Raw genomic sequence first — 15,557 nt, 5'->3', positions numbered from 1 at the left:
GACCGGCTGCACCAGCGGGTCGCCGAGGCGGCCGAGGCGGACTCAGACGACATCAGTATCACGGAGTAGCGACCACAGACCGGCCCCGTCCGGAGCGGAGAACCACGTCTTGCCGCCGGAGCCGACCGCCTCCGCCTCGCCCGAGGGGCCGGGAATGGCGCCGGCCAGCACCGACTGGGTGGGCGACAACCGGCGGATGGCGACGGCGGCGACGTTGTCCGGATGGGCGTGCGCGAACTCGGAATAGATCTCCTGGTCGTGCTGCCCGTCGTCGCCGATCAGCAGCCAGCGGATGTTCGGGAACTCCCGGGACAGCCGCTGCAACGTGTTGCGCTTGTGCTCCTGGCCGCTGCGGAACCAGCGGTCGGGAGTCGGCCCCCAGTCGGTGAGCAGCAGCGGGCCGGCCGGGTACAGATGCCGGGACAGGAAACGGGTCAGCGTGGGCGCCACGTTCCACGCGCCGGTCGACAGGTAGAACACCGGGGCGCCCGCGTTCGCCGTGATCAGCCGCTCGTAGAGGACGGCCATGCCCGGCACCGCCATGCGCGCGTGCTCGTCGAGCACGAACGTGTTCCACGCGGCCAGCAGCGGCCGCGGCAGCGCGGTCACCATGACGGTGTCGTCGATGTCGCTGATCAGTCCGAAGCGGGTTTCCGGGTCGACCACGCGGATCGGCGCCTCGACCGGGGCCGCGCCCTCGGTGAACAGGCGCGCGCTGCGCCAGCCCGGTTCCAGGTCGCCCTTCACCCGGGTGTCGACGTAACCGCTGCGGTCGGTCCTCGTCTCGGTGATGCTGTCGCCGATCTGGATCCGCACGACCGCGTTGTTCACCGGCGAACTGGTGAAGCTGCGCCAGCCGCGGACCTTCTCCAGCGTCTTGCGATTCTGCGTGCCGCGGGTGAGCACCACACGGGCCATCACGCGCGCCCAGCCCGGCGCGCCGTAACCCGTGTAGGCCGTGATCACCGGTCGCCAGCCCCGATTGCGCAGCCGGCGCTCGACGATCTCGTGGAGGGCGTCCTCCACCCGCGCGGCCCGGTGCATCCGGACTACAGGCGGATGCCCGCCCGCCGGAGTTGATGCCACGCTCTGGCCCCCTGCCCATAAGGTGTCGGCGGTCATTCTGCCCGGTTACGGTACCTGCCTAACCTGTCAGTCGCGGGCGAACGGTCCGGACCACAGAGGAGCATCACGCGTACGCCTTGGTGGCGCCCGGCATTTCACCCGTCGCCCACTGGTCGGCGAACCATTCGTCACCGGCCGGTTGCTCGGCCGCGGCGGCCCGCACGATCGCCGCGGCGGCCTCGGCCCGCAGGCTGCGCAGCGCCTCGGCGGCCAGTTCCGACTCGTGCCAGGCGGCCTGCTCCCTCTTCTGCGCCTGCTCGTACTGCGCCAGCCGGTGCTCGCGGACGGCGTTGCGCAGCAGCCCCTCCTGCACCACCGGGTGCAGCCGCGGATTCCAGCCGCGGTGCGCCAGCACGTCGTTGAGCTGAGCGATCGAGATCTCCCGGTTACGGCAGGCGGCGATCGCGGTGTGGTGCAGGTAGCGCTGCCGGTCGGCGTTCTCGCCCGGCTTGCGGCGGCGGCTCATCAGCGGAAAGGCGGCGGCCCGGGTGGTCAGCCGGGCGTGCCGGTCGGCCTCGTCGAAAGCCAGCCAGGCGGCATCGACCTCTTCCTGTGCTGTGGCCCACTCGGCCCGCAGACGGGCGGCGGTGGCCGCGGCGCGTTCGGCCGCCACAGCGACCTCGTCGGCGAAACGCAACCTGTCGCGCTGGGCGGGGGTCAGGGGCTCGGCCGGGGCGCTGCGCGGCAAAGCCACGAAGACGGCCGCCACGGCGATGGCGAGCAGGATGGCCAGCCACAGCGCGGTGGCCTGGGGAACGGAGGCGAAGAAGCTCTGCAGGACGGTTTCCATCGCAACCTCACATGCGGACGCGGTACTCCCGGACGACGACACTCACGAAACGGGACAGCGCTGGGCTGCCGGTGCTTGTTGTTCGAGGTGCGTCAGGCGAGCGGGGGACCGCGAACGGCCCGGACGCGCCCGGCAATACCCACCAGGACCGCGATCGTCACCAGCACCACGACGACGCTGGTCGCTTCCAGGGGGAAGCCGGCCGGCTGCGCCTGGTCGGCGATGCTCTCAGCGACGGAGGCCTCAACGGCGGCGCTCTCAACGGCGGCGCTCTCAACGGCGGCGCTCTCAGCAGCGGCGCTCTCAGCAGCGGCGGCCGATGCTGGGTCTGCCGTGGTTACGGTGGCGGCGGCCGGTGAGGTGTGGCCGGCTGTTTCGAGCTGGGCCGGAGCGAGGTGCGCGGCGAAGGCCAGGGCGAGCAGGGCCAGCCCGGTCAGGAAGCGCAGCAGGCGAGGCCCGTCCCAGTCCCTGGGGAGCACTCGCGCCACGGCCGTCACACGACCCAACCTACCGTTTCCATCCGGAACGCGCACGGCTCATACGAGTTACGGCATCTCCGGAACATTTCCCTCGTACGGGTCCCCCGACCGTCCAGAATTCGGCGCCGGGCGGCCTCGTCCCGTTGTTCCCGGGCAGGCACTGGTGAAAGCCTGTCGGCGCAACGGAACCGCAGGAGCGAACGGGGAACGATGGCCAACGACACCGATGTGGTCGAGCACGACGGGGACTCGTCCAACGCGATGGTTCGCTTCTTCCAGGGCCTGGTCGTGAAGGTCACCGAGGAGGGCGTCGGCCCGATCACCGGTTCGATCCCGTACGCCGAGGCCCGGCTGAGCAAAGTCGGCCCCGACGAGCGGGCCCCGGCCGTCGACGCCGACGACGAATCGCTGCGCCACCAGGTCAGCGAGGAGGCGATCGAAAGGGTCATCGACCGGCTGATCAAGGAGTCGGTGGCCGCCTCGTCGACCAACGGTTTCGTCACCGGCCTGGGCGGCTTCGTGACCATGCCGATCACCGTGCCGGCCAACGTCGCCGGCGCGCTGGTGATCAACGCCCGCCTCGTCGGTTCGGTTGCCTACCTGCGCGGCTACGACATCTCCGACCCGCACGTGCAGACCATCGTCACGCTCACCACAGCGGGCGGAACACTGGGCAGCGCCCTGCACGGCGTAGGCGTCAAGATCGGAACCAAGCTCACCGCCCAGGCGATCAAGGCGATCCCGATAGCCGTGATCCGCAAAATCAACGCGCGGGTGGGTTTCATGCTGCTGGCCAAGTACGGAACACACCGCTCGGTCCTCACCCTGGCCAAGGGCATCCCGATCGCGGGCGGCCTGGTCGGGGCCGGCGTCGACGCCGCGCTCACCGCCCTGGTCGGCAGGGCCGCCAAGGCCAACTTCCCGGCCCACATCTGACCGGCCGCACCTCAACCGACGCCGCTGCGGCGCCCGAGCTCAAGGACCGGTGGGGTGCGCGGGTGCGGGGCGGCGGCGCCGGGCGGGTGCCGGCGCCGCCGGGACACTGCGGGTTACTTGCTGGGTTCGGGGACGTCGACGTCACACGTGATCTTGGGGTTCACGCCCATCCAGTTGAGTGGGCCGGCCAAGGTGGTGACGGCGATCGTGCCGAACTCGGCACAACTTGTTTCGCTGGTGTCGGAGAAGTAGCCACGCTCGTAGGCGGCCACCCCGCCCAGCACGAGCCAGATGATGAGAATCAGCCCGCCGATCGAGCCTGCGCGCATCGGGGCCTCCTATGCCGTGGGGATTGGCCGCGGAGATACCCGTTTCGGTGTGATCTCTAAACGGGACGCTTCACCGCCTGCAGCGTGTACGTGTGCGGCAACCGTTCGGGACGGTCGGCCAGCTGCCATTCGCCGTTTCCGATGTCGCGCATCCGGCCGTTCTCGAGTGCCTCCCACGGCACGCTCGTGTGCTCGACGAGACCGGTGACGGCCAGGCCCGCTTCCAGCACGGCGGTGACGATCTCGCCGATGCCGTGGTTCCATTCCACGGTCTTGTTGTGCTCGAACTCGACCTGGGTCTCGACGTAGGTGCCGCCCTCCTCGAAGACCAGACCCTCGGGCATCTCGAAGTACGGGTACGCCAGCGCGATCACGTCGTCGTCGCGGTCGTAGTCGAGGGCCCACAGCACCGGGTGCCCCTCGCGGATGAACAGGCGCCCACCCGGTTTGAGCAGCGCTGCGACCGTGGCGGCCCAGCGCTTGACGTCGGGCAGCCAGCAGAGCGCGCCGATTCCGGTGTAGACGAGGTCGTAGCCGCCGCCGACCGCGGCCACCGCGTCGTAGACATCCGACTGCACGAAATTCACATCGACCCCGGCCAATTCCGCGACGCGCCGGGCCTGTTCCAGCGACTTGGGCGAGAAATCGAGGCCGGTCATCGTCGCGCCGAGGCGGGCGAGCGAGACCGTGTCGGTGCCGATGTGGCATTGCAGGTGGACGCCGCGCAGGCCGCTGATGTCGCCGAGCAGCGGCCGGTCGAACCGGACGACGTCGCTGAGGTGTTCCGGGTCGGCGGCGAAACGGTCGACGGCATAGCCTTCAGACGCGGCGTGGGCGGCCGCGCGGTCGTCCCAGTTGGCGCGATTCAGGTCGCGATAGTCGGTCACTCGGGCACGATATGCCGCCGCCAATACCGTCGGCTTACGATTTTCCGGCCTGCTGCTGTTGGATGGCACAGCGAAGGACTTCTGCGGAGTGAGGTGCGGGGTTGGAGACCAGGCGTACGACGGTGCGTGACGTGCGCAGGGCGAACCGGTCCAGCCTGCTCACCGACCTCTTCCACGGCGGCCTGCAGAGCCGGCAGCAGCTCGCCGCGAGCACCGCGCTCAGCCAGGCCAGCGTCAGCAATCTGATCGGCGAGATGATCGAGGAGGGGCTGGTCGAGGAGGCCGGGCTGGTCGGCTCCGACGGGGGCCGTCCGCGCGTGCTGCTGCGGGTCAGACCCTCTTTCCGGTACGTGGTGGGCGCCGACGTGGGTGAGACGCGGGTGCTCGTCGAGCTGTACGACCTGCACATGTCCCGCCTGGCGGCGGTGACCCTGGAGCACGACGACCAGCCCGAGCAGGTCGCGGGACGGGTGCTGACCGGGTTGCGCGAGGTGATCGGGCAGGCCGGCGTCGCCCCGGCCGACGTGCTGGGGTTCGGCGTCGGCGTGCCCGGCGTGGTCGATCGGGACGGCGTGGTCGACTCGCAGTCCACGGGGTGGGACTCGGTTCCGCTGCGCGAGATGCTGCGGGCCGGAACCGAGGTGCCGATCTTCGTGGAGAACGGCGCGAAGACGCACGGGCAGGCCGAGATGTGGTTCGGCGCGGGCCGCGGCGCCCGGCACGCGGTCATTGTCATGATCGGTACGGGGGTGGGCGCGGCCGTGGTGATGGACGGGCGCAGCTACTACCGCGGGGCCAACAGCAACGCCGGCGAGTGGGGGCACACGACCCTGATCTACGACGGGGACGAGTGCCGGTGCGGGGCACGGGGCTGCCTGGAGGCGTACATCGGCGCCGAACGGATCGGGCGTCGTCTGGCGGCCGCGACCGGGGAGGCGTACGGGGAAACGCTTGTGCACCGCTGTCTGGAGCTGGAGGCGATGCCCGAGCCGGTGCGAAGGGTGTTCGAGCAGACGGCGGGGTATCTGGGCGCGGGGCTGGCCGACCTGATCAATCTGTTCAGCCCGGAGCGGATCGTGCTCGGCGGCGACACGGGATCGGTGTTCGGGGCGCGGTTCCTGCCCGAGATCCGGGAGGCTGCCGCCCGGCACGCGCTGCGCCGCCCGTACGCGCAAACGAGCATCACCCTGTGTGAACTGGGCACCGACGCCGTCGCTATGGGTGCGGCCACGCTGCCGATCGCGCAGTTGCTTGCCGAGGGTGGACTGCCCGGCACAACCGAGCCGGTGCTCGCCTTCACCCCACGGCAGCGCCGTCCGGCCCGCCGGTAGCAAAGAACCTGACCGGGCCCGCCGCCGACGACAGGCCCGGTCACGGCGCCCTTCAGGAACGCAGCGCGGCGATCGAGTCGCGGAACCAGAGAGCGCTCTGCTTCGGCGTACGCACCTGGCTCCGGTAGTCGACGTGCACGATGCCGAACCGCTTGTCGTATCCGTAGGCCCACTCGAAGTTGTCGAGCAGCGACCACGCGAAGTAACCACGCACGTCCGCGCCCTGCTCGCGAGCGGCCACCACCGCGGCGATGTGCGAGGCGAGATATTCCGTACGGTCGTCGTCCGCGACGTAGCCCGTCTCGTCCGGCTGGTCGTCGAACGCGGCGCCGTTCTCGGTGATCACCAGCGGCAGCCCCGGGTAGTCGCGGTGCAGGCGCACCAGGAGCTGGGTGAAGCGCTCGGGGGTGATCGGCCAGTCCATCGCCGTACGGGGGGTGTCCGGGAAAACGGCGCGCACCACCGGCTCGCCGTCGGAGCCGTGGCGGTTGCCCTGCTCGTCGGTGCCGGCGAAGTTCTGTCCGAAGTAGAAGTTGATGCCGAGCACGTCGAACGGGGTCGAGATGATCTCGAGGTCACCGTCCTGGACGGGCATCGCCGAGCCTCGGGCGGCCAGGTCCGCGACCACGTCGGCCGGGTACTCACCGCGGTGCAGGGGGTCGAGGTAGAGCCGCAGCCCCATGCCGTCGGCGCGACGAGCCGCGTCCCGGTCGGCCTCGGTGTCGGCCGCCGGGTCGGCCGTGCCCATGTTGAGCGTGATCCCGTAGGTGTGCGGACGGGTCTCGGCGGCGCGCATCCGCTGCGTGGCCAGTCCGTGGCCGAGCAGCAGGTGGTGGGTCGCGGCCAGCGAGGCGTCGAAGTCGCGGCGGCCCGGGGCGTGCACGCCGGTGTTGTAGCCCAGCCAGGCGGAGCACCACGGCTCGTTGAGCGTCGTGAACGTGTCGACGCGGTCGCCGAGAGCCGAGAGGACGAGCTCGGCGTAGTCGGCGAACCGGTACGCGGTGTCCCGGTTCGGCCAGCCGCCGGCGTCCTCGAGCTCCTGCGGCAGGTCCCAGTGATAGAGCGTGACCCAGGGGGCGATGCCGTTGCCGAGGAGCTCGTCGACCAGCCGGTCGTAGAAGCCGATTCCGGCCGGGTTGACCGGCCCGCGGCCGCCCGGCTGCACCCGCGGCCAGGCCACCGAGAACCGGTAGCTGTCGACGCCGAGGCTTTTCATCAGCGCCACGTCCTGCGGCATGCGGTGGTAGTGGTCGCAGGCCACGTCGCCGTTGTCGGCGTTGGCCACGGCGCCGGGCACCCGCGAGAAGGTGTCCCAGATGGACGGTGTGCGCCCGTCCTCGGCGACCGCGCCCTCGATCTGGTACGACGCCGTCGCCACGCCCCACAGGAAGGTGGGCGGCAGACCGGTGGCGAGCGGGGTCCGGGCGGTTGTCGTGGTGGGGTTCATGCTGCTCCAGTGACGATAAGGGAGGGGCCGGCCCGCGCGAAGGATGCGGACCGGCCCCCGTTCTTCATCCGACGGGTTGCTCCGTGGGATGCAGCCAGCACGCGACGGAACGTGCGGCTCCGTCCGGGCTGTCCGGGCGGCCGAGCACCGGGATGTGCGTGGAGCACGGCTCGAACGCCTTGGGACAGCGGGGGTGGAACGAACAGCCGGTGGGCATGCCGGCCAGGTCGGGCGGCGACCCGGGGATGCCGGCCAGCTCGCGGCGGGGCCCGCGCAGGGCGGGGAACGAGCCGAGCAGACCTTTCGAGTACGGGTGCAGGGCGTCGCGGTAGATCGTGGCCGCTGGGGCCTCCTCGACGATCCGGCCGCCGTACATGATCGCGATCCGGTTGGAGAACTCGACCAGCAGCGACAGGTCGTGCGTGATGAAGATGACCGAGAAGCCGAGGCGTTCGCGCAGCTCGATCAGCTGGCCCAGGATCTGCCGCTGCATGACCACGTCGAGCGCGGTGGTCGGCTCGTCCATGATGACGACCTGCGGCTGCAGGATCAGCGCCATGCCGATCATGACTCGTTGCCGCATGCCGCCGGAGAGCTGGTGCGGGTACGCGTCCATCCGGTCGGGCGAGATGCCGACGAGCTTGAGCATCTCGCGGGCCCGGGCGTTGCGGCTGTGCTCGCTCATCTTGGGGTCGTGTGCCTGGAGCACGTCGGTCAGCTGGGTCGAGATCTTGTGCACGGGGTTGAGCGAGTTCATCGCGCCCTGGAACACGATCGCCGTCTCGGCCCACCGGAACGCGCGCAACGCCTTGTCGGAGAGCCCGAGGACGTCGTACGGCTCGCTCTTCTCGGGGTGGTAGATGACCTCTCCCCCGGTGATCACACCCGGCGGAGCCAGCAGCCGGGTCAGCCCGTACGCCAGGGTCGACTTGCCGGAGCCGCTCTCGCCGGCCAGTCCCAGCACCTCGCCGCGGTGCAGGGTCAGGTTGACGTCGCGGACCGCGCGCACGGCCTTGTCGCCCAGGCCGTACTCGACGTTGAGGTTGCGAATCTCAAGAACGGGTTCCATGCCGAGCCTCCATGTCATGCCTTCCTGGCCCTACGACCGCTTCGCTCACTCCGGTGCAGTCGCTCATGACCCAGCCGCCTCTCGGGCCACCGGGGTCATGGCTTCGGGATGTATCTGTGCTCGGGTGTGCGGCTCGGGCGAGTTCGACAGCACGGGCGTGAAGCCGATCCGCATCCGTACGGTGCCGCCGGAGGCCGTCTTGAGCTTGGTCTTGCCGGCGCTGCGCAGACGCGGGCTGACGAACTCGTCGATCGCGAAGTTGATCAGTGACAGGGCCGTGCCGAGGAACGCGATGGCCAGGCCGGCCGGCACGAACCACCACCACGCGCCCTGGGCGAGCGCCTGCTGGCCCTGCGCCCAGAACAGGATCGTGCCCCAGTTCCAGCCGGCCGCCGAGACGATGCCGATGAAGGCCAGCGTGATCAGCGAGAGCACGGCGAAGATGACAGTGCCGATGAACCCGGAGGCGATCACCGCGGTGAGGTTGGGCAGCAGCTCGAAGCCGATGACGCGCCAGGTCTTCTCGCCGGTGGCACGGGCCGCCTCGATGTAGTCGCGCCGGCGCAGCGAGAGCGTCTGCGCGCGCAGCACCCGGGCGTTCCACGACCACGAGGTGAGCCCGATGATCAGCGCGATCAGCAGGTTGCTGGTGCTCTCCAGGATCGAGGTGATGATGATCATCAGCGGGATGGCCGGGATCACCAGGAACACGTTGGAGAGCGCCGACAGGGTGTCGTCGGCCTTGCCGCCGAGATAGCCGGCCGTGATGCCGATGATCACGCTGAGGACGGTGGCGATGGCGCCGGCCAGGAAGCCGACGAACACCACCGGGCGGGTGCCGTCGAGCACCTGACTGAACACGTCCTGGCCGAGGTGGGTGGTGCCGAACCAGTGGTCGGCCGACGGCGGCTGGATCAGGTCGTTGCTGCGCGCGTCCGGGTCGTACGGGGTGATCCACGGCCCGATGATCGCGAACAGCACGTACAGACCGAGGATGATCAGGCCGAACGCGGCTTTCTTGTTCTTGAGGAAGAGGAACCGCTGCCGCTTGGCCTTGCCCGGCTTGGCGGTCTCCGGCGCGGCCATCGCCCCCTGTACGGGGATGACCTGCGCGGTGCTCGAGGTGGGGATCGACAACGCTCAGCCCTCCTTGCGGGTACGCGGGTCGAGGAGCAGGTAGGCCAGGTCGGCCAGCAGGTTGGCGACCAGCACCGAGATCGTGATGACCAGGAAGATGCCCTGCATCAGCGGGTAGTCCTTGGCCCCCAGCGCCTGCAGCAGGATGAACCCGACCCCCGGGTACGAGAAGACGATCTCGACCAGCAGGGTGCCGCCGACGATGAAGCCCAGCGACAGCGCGAAGCCGGAGATGTTGGGCAGCAACGCGTTGCGGGCGGCGTAGCTCACCGCGACCCGGCGCTCGGAGAGGCCCTTGGCGTGCGCGACGGTGATGTAGTCCTCGGACGAGACGGTCACCATCATGTTGCGCATGCTCAGGATCCAGCCGCTGACCGACGAGATCAGGATGGTCAGCGCGGGCAGCAGGCTGTGCTGCACGGCGCTCGGGATGAAGTACTGGTCCCAGGCCGGCTCGAGCCACGAGTCGAAGCCGCCGGACGACGGGAAGAAGCTGTCCGGGCCGGTCAGCAGGTAGATCGCGATGATGCCGAGCCAGAAGTAGGGCACCGACGAGAAGAACGTGGTGACCGGCAGCAGGCCGTCGGTCCACGAGCCACGCCGCCAGCCGGCCAGCACACCCAGGCTGGTGCCGATCAGGAAGCTGATCACCGTGGTGATGCCGACGAGCAGCACCGTCCACGGGAGAGCGTCGCGGATGATGTCCGACACCGGCGTCGGGAAGAACGTGAAGGACAGGCCCAGGTCGCCCCGGAACAGCTGACCCCAGTAGTCGAGGTACTGCTGCCACAGGCCCTTGTCGTCGTCCAGGCCGAACAGCACGTACAGCGAGTTGATGGCCTCGGTGCTCAGCTGCCCGCGGAACTTCGCGATCAGCGACTGCACCGGGTCGCCGGGCACCAGCCGCGGGATGAAGAAGTTCAGCGTGATCGCGGCCCACGCCGTGAACAGGTAGAACGCGATGCGTTGCAGGAAGTACTTCATTGCGCGGCCTCTTTCACGGTCGCTTCGTCGTACAGCCAGCACGCGGCCCAGTGGCCGGGGGCATCGCCGATCTCGATCCGTACGGGCAGGTCGGTCTCGCAGCGGGCCATCGCGGCCGGGCAGCGCGGGTGGAACCGGCAGCCGGACGGCGGGCGGATCAGGCTCGGCGGCTCGCCGTTGCCCCTGTCCTCGTCCAGCGGGTTCACGTCGCCGGCCAGCCGGTCCGGGTCGGGCGCGGAGTCGATCAGCAGCCGGGTGTACGGGTGGGCAGGCGTCTGCGTCACGGTCTCGCTGTCGCCGCCCTCGACCATCCGGCCCGCGTACATCACCATTGTCTCGTCGGCGAAGTAGCGCGCCGACGCGATGTCGTGGGTGATGTAGAGGATCGCCAGGTTGAAGCGTTCCTTGAGGTCGCGCAGCAGGTTGAGCACGCCGAGGCGGATCGACACGTCGAGCATGGAGACGGGCTCGTCGGCGAGCAGCGCCTCCGGGTTGGCGCCGAGCGCGCGGGCGATCGCGACCCGCTGACGCTGACCGCCGGAGAGCTCGTGCGGGAACTTGTCGAGGTACCGCTCGGGCGGCGTCAGGCTGACCCGGGTGAGCAGGTCGCGCAGCGCGTTCTCGAGGTCCTCGGCGGACTTGCCCGCGTTGTGGTGGATCTTCAGCGACCGGGTGAGGTGATAGCGGATCGTGTGCACCGGGTTCAGCGAGGCGAACGGATCCTGAAAGATCATCTGAACCCGGGCCGCGTACGCCCGGAAGGCGCTGCCGCCCTTGACCTTCGTCGTCTCGCCGTGCAGGCGGATGTCGCCGGCGGTGCGCGGATAGAGCTGGGCCAGCAGGCGGGCCACGGTGGACTTGCCCGAGCCGGACTCGCCGACCAGGGCGACCACCCGGCCGCGGCGCAGGGTGAGGTTCACGTCGTCGACGGCGTGGACCGCGTTCTGCTCCCGGGTGAAGAACTGGCGCAGTCGCCGGCGGACGGGGAAGTGCTTGGTCAGGCCGATCGCCTCAAGCACCACCTCGCCGGTCCGCGCCTTGGCGTCCTGAAGAGACGTCATGGGCGTTGCTTCCTTTGCGGGGGTGGTGGAACGCCGCTCCCCGCACCTCGCGGCACGGGGAGCGGCGTCGGCGATCAGGAGCCGGCGGGGCGGAGCTTGCTGATGATGAGCGACACGTACGGCTGGGTCGGCTGCGCGCCCGAGTACGGGTCGGCGTCGGTGGGCCAGCCGGTCCAGTTCTTGTCGCTGTAGGCCGCGCCCACGTTGTCGGCGCCGACCGGGAACATCGGGGCCTGCTCGACGAAGACCTTCTGGATCGCGTTCATCGCCTTGGTGCGGGCCTCGTCGCTGGTCGCGTTCTTGTACGCGGTCAGCGCGGCGGTCGCCTCCGGGCTCTTGAAGCGGCCGAAGTTGCCCTGCTGAGCGGCGGTGCCGATCGGCTTGAGCAGGTCACCGTCCATGACGGTCTGGTAGATGTCGTACGGCGTCGCACCGCCGTTGGTCCACCGCATCGTGCCCTCGAAGGCGCCCGTCTGCACGTTCTTGTCCCAGACGTCCTGGTTGGGCTTCTCGACCGTCGCCTCGATGCCGATCTCGGCGAAGTTGCTCTTGATGATCTCGAGCGAGGTCTGGTAGTCCGACCACGGCGCGGGGTCGCTGAGCTTGATCTTCACAGGCTTGCCGGACGGGTCGCTGAGCACCTTGCCGTTCAGCTTGTAGCCCGCGCTCGCCAGCAGCGCCTTGGCGCCCTCGACGTCGTTGGAGAACTCCTTGCCCTTGTACTCCGGAGCGATGAACGCGTCACCGGCGCCCGGCGGCAGGCCGGTCACGCTCTTGATCTCCGGGTGGAAGTACGAGGCCTCGGCCTGGGTGAAGATGTCGGTCCGGTTGATCACCATGTTCATGGCCTGACGCAGCTTGACGTCGTCGAACGGCTTGATCGTGGTGTTGATGTAGAGGCCGTGGATGCCGAGCACGCCGGGCGCCCACACCTTGTGGTGCTCCGGGTCCTTGTCGATGAAGGTCGCCTTCGGGTTGGGCAGGAAGACGAACGACCACTCCGAGTCGCCGTTGGCCAGCGCGGTGCCCTGGGCGTTGTTGTCGGCGTAGGAGACGTACCGCAGCTCCTTGACCTGCGGCAGGTCCTGCCAGTAACCATCGGTGCGCACCGACAGCGTGACGCCGGCCTGGGTGAAGGACTTCAGCGTGTACGGGCCGCTGCCGATCGGGTTCTTGTTGACGTCGGTCGCCGGGTCCGAGATCTTCTCCCAGACGTGCTTGGGCACGATCGGGGTGCTCGCCATGATCTTGTTCTGGTTGACGAACTGCGGGGTCTTGAACGTCATCTTGACGACGTTGCCGGCCACCGTGATCTGGTCGAACGGGATCGCGTTCTGGTTCAGCGCCTCGTTGCTCTTGATCAGGTTGAACGTGTACGCCACGTCCTCGGCGGTCAGCTTCTGACCGTCCGACCAGGAGGCGTTGTCGCGCACCGTGACCTCGGCCGACTTGTAGTCGTCGGCCCACTTGACGCCGCTGGCCAGCCACGGGATCGCCGGCTCGGCGGGGCGCACCGGGTTCCACTGGGTCAGGGGCTCGTAGATCATCCACTTGTACCCGAGCGCGTTCGCCGAGGAGGTGCCGGCGAACGGGTTGTGGTTCTCGGTCTGCGTGCCGTTCGGCATGCCGATCTTGAGGAAGTCGACCGACGACTTGTTCGCGTTGTTGGCGTTGTTGGCGTTCGGCGAGTCGCCGCACGCGGCCAGTCCGCCCGTGGCGAGAACACCCGCCAGGGCGTACGCGAACAGTTTCCTTCTCTGCATCACAAACTCCTCGAATGCGACGGAATCGGGGTGAGGGGGGCGTGCGCTATCGAGGCGCCGGCAGGAGCACCGGCACCCGTACGGTGCGAAATCAGGCCACTGTGGAAGATCGGACGGTGAGGGAGGCGGGAATCACGGTGGGACGGTTGGGCAGGGGTGTGCCCTCGAAGTGGGCGAGCAGCGTGCGCGCCGCCGCCTCGCCCATCTCGCGCAGGGGTTGATGCACGGTCGTCAGCGGCGGCTGGGTGTGCGCCGCGGTCGGTATGTCGTCGAACCCCACCACCGCCACGTCCTGCGGGATGCGGCGGCCGGCGTCGAGCAGAGCCCGCATCGCGCCGATGGCGGAGAGGTCGTTGTGGGCGAACACCGCGTCGAACTCCACGCCCGACTCCAGCGCTGCCTGCACGGCGGCGGCCCCGTGAGTGACCATGAAATAGCCCGGGCGCACCCGGTCGGCGGTGATCGGATGTCCCGCCTCGGCGAACACCGAGGCGAACCCGGCCAGGCGCTGCCGCGTGCAGCCGAACTGATCCGGACCGGCGATCACCAGCGGCCTCGTACGCCCGATCTCGAGCAGATGCCGCGCGGCCGAGCCGGCGCCGTCGTGGTTGGTCGTGCCGACGCTCGGGACCTCGCCGGTGGTCTGGTCACGGTCGTCGATCAGCACCACCGGCAGGCCACGGCGGTGCAGGGTGGCGATGTAGTCGAGGGTGCCCTCGGGCTCGATGACCAGCAGGCCGTCGAACGACTTGGCGGACACCTGCGCCCCGAACTGGCGCATCGACTCCTCGCCGCGGTTGCAGGTGAACAGCAGCAGGCCGTAGCGCTCGGTCTCGAGCACGTCGACCGCGCCCTGCAGCACCTCGCCGATCCACGGCCAGGTGAGCGAGGGCACCAGCATGCCGACCACCCGGGTGCGCCCGCGGGCCAGCCCGACGGCGCGCGAACTCGGGACGTAACCCAGCTCGTCGATCACGGCACGGACCCGGGCGGCGGTCGATTCGTCCAGCTCACCCTTGCCGTTGAGCACCCGGGACACGGTCGTCTTGCTGACCTTGGCCCGCGCCGCCACATCGGCGATGGTGATTGGCACTGGACCCTCCTGACGTGTCACCGCCGCGTTGCGCCCGGATTTCGGAACCGGTTTCGGAAGCGGTTTCGGCAGTTAACGCCAGTGAGGCCCGTCACGTCAACGGGGCCATTTGATTATTTAGGTTTCAGTCCCATAACTCGCGGGGGCCTGGCTCGTTAACGGGCCCTCAAACGCCCGCGTTTACGGGCGAAACGGTCGCCAAGGCATCGACGATGTTCGGCAGAACAATGCCCAATGGGGCATCGACGGTGAGCCCTGCGTACGGTTCGCCGCGGGTGACACCCCGATTGACGATGGCGACCCGGATGCCCTCCTTGACCGCGCGCAACACAAAACGCCGACCCGACATCACCGTCAGCGACGACCCGAGAACCAGCAGCGTACGGGCCCCGCAGACCAACTCGAAGCTGCGCGCGACCCGGGCCGGCGGCACCGTCTCGCCGAAATAGACCACGTCCGGCTTGAGCATGCCGCCACAACCCTCGCAGTCGACGACCGTGAACCCGTCCAGGTCGGTGTCGTCGAGCTCGGCGTCACCGTCGGCGTTGATCGCCACCGCCGCGGCCGTGAACCTCGGGTTGGCCGCGTCGAGGCGGGCCGCCAGCTGCTCGCGCGGGGTCAGATCGCCGCAGTCCAGGCACGTGATGCGGGCCAGGTTGCCGTGCAGCTCGACCACCTCGGCGGCGCCGGCCGCCTGATGCAGGCCGTCGACGTTCTGCGTGACGATGCCGCCGATCACACCCCGGCGCTGCAGCTCGGCGACCGCGCGGTGACCGTCGTTGGGACGGGCCTCGCCGATCGTGCGCCAGCCCAGGTGAGAACGGGCCCAATACCGCCGCCGCGCGACCGGATCCCGGGTGAACGCCTGAAACGTCATGGGCGTGCTCCGCCGAGCCGAGCCGCTCGGACCCCGATAGTCCGGAATGCCCGAGTCGGTCGACAGTCCGGCGCCGCTGAGAACGACGACACCACCCTCGCCGACCCACTCGGTGAGCTGAGCGACCTGTTCCACCACCTGGAGATCCACCTACCTATAGTCCCTCGCCGACTATCGTTGCAGCGGTGACCTCGCCGCCGGAGCCTCCAGGCCGCTCATCGCAGCTCCCCGAGTCTTCGCAGTTCCCCC

At 69.3% G+C, this 15,557-nt stretch carries 15 protein-coding genes; 2 read left to right on the top strand and 13 right to left on the bottom strand.

Translation table 11 applies throughout. The annotated features are described in order from the left end of the window. Positions 1-42: 42 nt before the first annotated feature. The 3 genes from C8E87_RS25520 to C8E87_RS25510 form a co-directional block, all read right to left on the bottom strand. Positions 43-1,122 carry an App1 family protein phosphatidate phosphatase gene (locus C8E87_RS25520; protein WP_133875428.1) on the bottom strand — a complete coding sequence of 360 codons (1,080 nt, stop codon included), beginning with the start codon at positions 1,120-1,122 and terminating at the stop codon, positions 43-45. Positions 1,123-1,189: 67 nt separating this feature from the next. After that, positions 1,190-1,915 carry a hypothetical protein gene (locus C8E87_RS25515; RefSeq protein ID WP_133875427.1) on the bottom strand — a complete coding sequence of 242 codons (726 nt, stop codon included), beginning with the start codon at positions 1,913-1,915 and terminating at the stop codon, positions 1,190-1,192. Positions 1,916-2,007: 92 nt separating this feature from the next. Beyond that, positions 2,008-2,403, bottom strand: coding sequence for a hypothetical protein (locus tag C8E87_RS25510; RefSeq protein ID WP_133875426.1), 396 nt, complete (start codon positions 2,401-2,403; stop codon positions 2,008-2,010). Between the two features lie 201 nt (positions 2,404-2,604). Between C8E87_RS25510 and C8E87_RS25505 the strand changes: the two genes are divergently transcribed. Next, the gene (locus C8E87_RS25505) at positions 2,605-3,330 is read left to right on the top strand and encodes an EcsC family protein (protein ID WP_133875425.1); all 726 of its coding nucleotides are present in this window, start codon (positions 2,605-2,607) and stop codon (positions 3,328-3,330) included. Between the two features lie 113 nt (positions 3,331-3,443). Here C8E87_RS25505 and C8E87_RS25500 read toward each other — a convergent pair whose 3' ends face one another. Further along, positions 3,444-3,659 carry a hypothetical protein gene (locus C8E87_RS25500; protein ID WP_133875424.1) on the bottom strand — a complete coding sequence of 72 codons (216 nt, stop codon included), beginning with the start codon at positions 3,657-3,659 and terminating at the stop codon, positions 3,444-3,446. Between the two features lie 56 nt (positions 3,660-3,715). Continuing rightward, positions 3,716-4,546, bottom strand: a complete 831-nt coding sequence (locus C8E87_RS25495) for a class I SAM-dependent methyltransferase (RefSeq protein ID WP_133875423.1) — start codon at positions 4,544-4,546, stop codon at positions 3,716-3,718. Positions 4,547-4,677: 131 nt separating this feature from the next. On the opposite strand from C8E87_RS25495, the gene C8E87_RS25490 reads away from it, so the two are divergent. Further along, a complete protein-coding gene (locus C8E87_RS25490; RefSeq protein ID WP_239080019.1) occupies positions 4,678-5,877 on the top strand; it encodes an ROK family protein in 1,200 nt (399 codons plus the stop codon). A 52-nt stretch (positions 5,878-5,929) separates the two neighbouring features. Here C8E87_RS25490 and C8E87_RS25485 read toward each other — a convergent pair whose 3' ends face one another. From C8E87_RS25485 to C8E87_RS25450, 8 genes are all read right to left on the bottom strand, one after another. Beyond that, positions 5,930-7,324 carry a GH1 family beta-glucosidase gene (locus tag C8E87_RS25485; RefSeq protein WP_133875421.1) on the bottom strand — a complete coding sequence of 465 codons (1,395 nt, stop codon included), beginning with the start codon at positions 7,322-7,324 and terminating at the stop codon, positions 5,930-5,932. A gap of 64 nt (positions 7,325-7,388) precedes the next feature. Continuing rightward, positions 7,389-8,393 (bottom strand): ABC transporter ATP-binding protein, encoded by a 1,005-nt coding sequence (locus tag C8E87_RS25480; protein ID WP_133875420.1) that lies wholly within the window; start codon positions 8,391-8,393, stop codon positions 7,389-7,391. A gap of 63 nt (positions 8,394-8,456) precedes the next feature. After that, complete coding sequence (locus tag C8E87_RS25475) at positions 8,457-9,530, bottom strand: ABC transporter permease (RefSeq protein ID WP_203720521.1); 1,074 nt, start codon at positions 9,528-9,530, stop codon at positions 8,457-8,459. A gap of 3 nt (positions 9,531-9,533) precedes the next feature. Next, positions 9,534-10,514, bottom strand: coding sequence for an ABC transporter permease (locus tag C8E87_RS25470; protein ID WP_133875419.1), 981 nt, complete (start codon positions 10,512-10,514; stop codon positions 9,534-9,536). Next, on the bottom strand, positions 10,511-11,575 hold the full coding sequence (locus C8E87_RS25465; RefSeq protein WP_133875418.1) for an ABC transporter ATP-binding protein: 1,065 nt from the start codon (positions 11,573-11,575) through the stop codon (positions 10,511-10,513). Before C8E87_RS25465 ends, C8E87_RS25470 begins: the two co-directional genes overlap by 4 nt. 74 nt (positions 11,576-11,649) lie before the next feature. Next, positions 11,650-13,338 carry an ABC transporter substrate-binding protein gene (locus C8E87_RS25460; protein WP_133875417.1) on the bottom strand — a complete coding sequence of 563 codons (1,689 nt, stop codon included), beginning with the start codon at positions 13,336-13,338 and terminating at the stop codon, positions 11,650-11,652. 91 nt (positions 13,339-13,429) lie between these two features. Then, on the bottom strand, positions 13,430-14,431 hold the full coding sequence (locus tag C8E87_RS25455) for a LacI family DNA-binding transcriptional regulator (protein WP_133875416.1): 1,002 nt from the start codon (positions 14,429-14,431) through the stop codon (positions 13,430-13,432). 166 nt (positions 14,432-14,597) lie between these two features. Next, positions 14,598-15,458, bottom strand: a complete 861-nt coding sequence (locus C8E87_RS25450) for an NAD-dependent protein deacetylase (protein ID WP_203720522.1) — start codon at positions 15,456-15,458, stop codon at positions 14,598-14,600. Positions 15,459-15,557 lie beyond the last annotated feature (99 nt).

The sequence above is a fragment of the Paractinoplanes brasiliensis genome (assembly GCF_004362215.1).
GTDB lineage: Bacteria > Actinomycetota > Actinomycetes > Mycobacteriales > Micromonosporaceae > Actinoplanes > Actinoplanes brasiliensis.
This window is presented reverse-complemented; position numbering and strand designations above follow the sequence as displayed.

Excerpts from the sequence above, each read along its gene's own strand:
- C8E87_RS25520 (WP_133875428.1), bottom strand. The coding sequence starts at position 1,122 with ATGACCGCCGACACCTTATGGGCAGGGGGCCAGAGCGTGGCATCAACT.
- C8E87_RS25515 (WP_133875427.1), bottom strand. The coding sequence starts at position 1,915 with ATGGAAACCGTCCTGCAGAGCTTCTTCGCCTCCGTTCCCCAGGCCACC.
- C8E87_RS25505 (WP_133875425.1), top strand. The coding sequence starts at position 2,605 with ATGGCCAACGACACCGATGTGGTCGAGCACGACGGGGACTCGTCCAAC.
- C8E87_RS25500 (WP_133875424.1), bottom strand. The coding sequence starts at position 3,659 with ATGCGCGCAGGCTCGATCGGCGGGCTGATTCTCATCATCTGGCTCGTG.
- C8E87_RS25485 (WP_133875421.1), bottom strand. The coding sequence starts at position 7,324 with ATGAACCCCACCACGACAACCGCCCGGACCCCGCTCGCCACCGGTCTG.
- C8E87_RS25480 (WP_133875420.1), bottom strand. The coding sequence starts at position 8,393 with ATGGAACCCGTTCTTGAGATTCGCAACCTCAACGTCGAGTACGGCCTG.
- C8E87_RS25470 (WP_133875419.1), bottom strand. The coding sequence starts at position 10,514 with ATGAAGTACTTCCTGCAACGCATCGCGTTCTACCTGTTCACGGCGTGG.
- C8E87_RS25465 (WP_133875418.1), bottom strand. The coding sequence starts at position 11,575 with ATGACGTCTCTTCAGGACGCCAAGGCGCGGACCGGCGAGGTGGTGCTT.
- C8E87_RS25460 (WP_133875417.1), bottom strand. The coding sequence starts at position 13,338 with ATGCAGAGAAGGAAACTGTTCGCGTACGCCCTGGCGGGTGTTCTCGCC.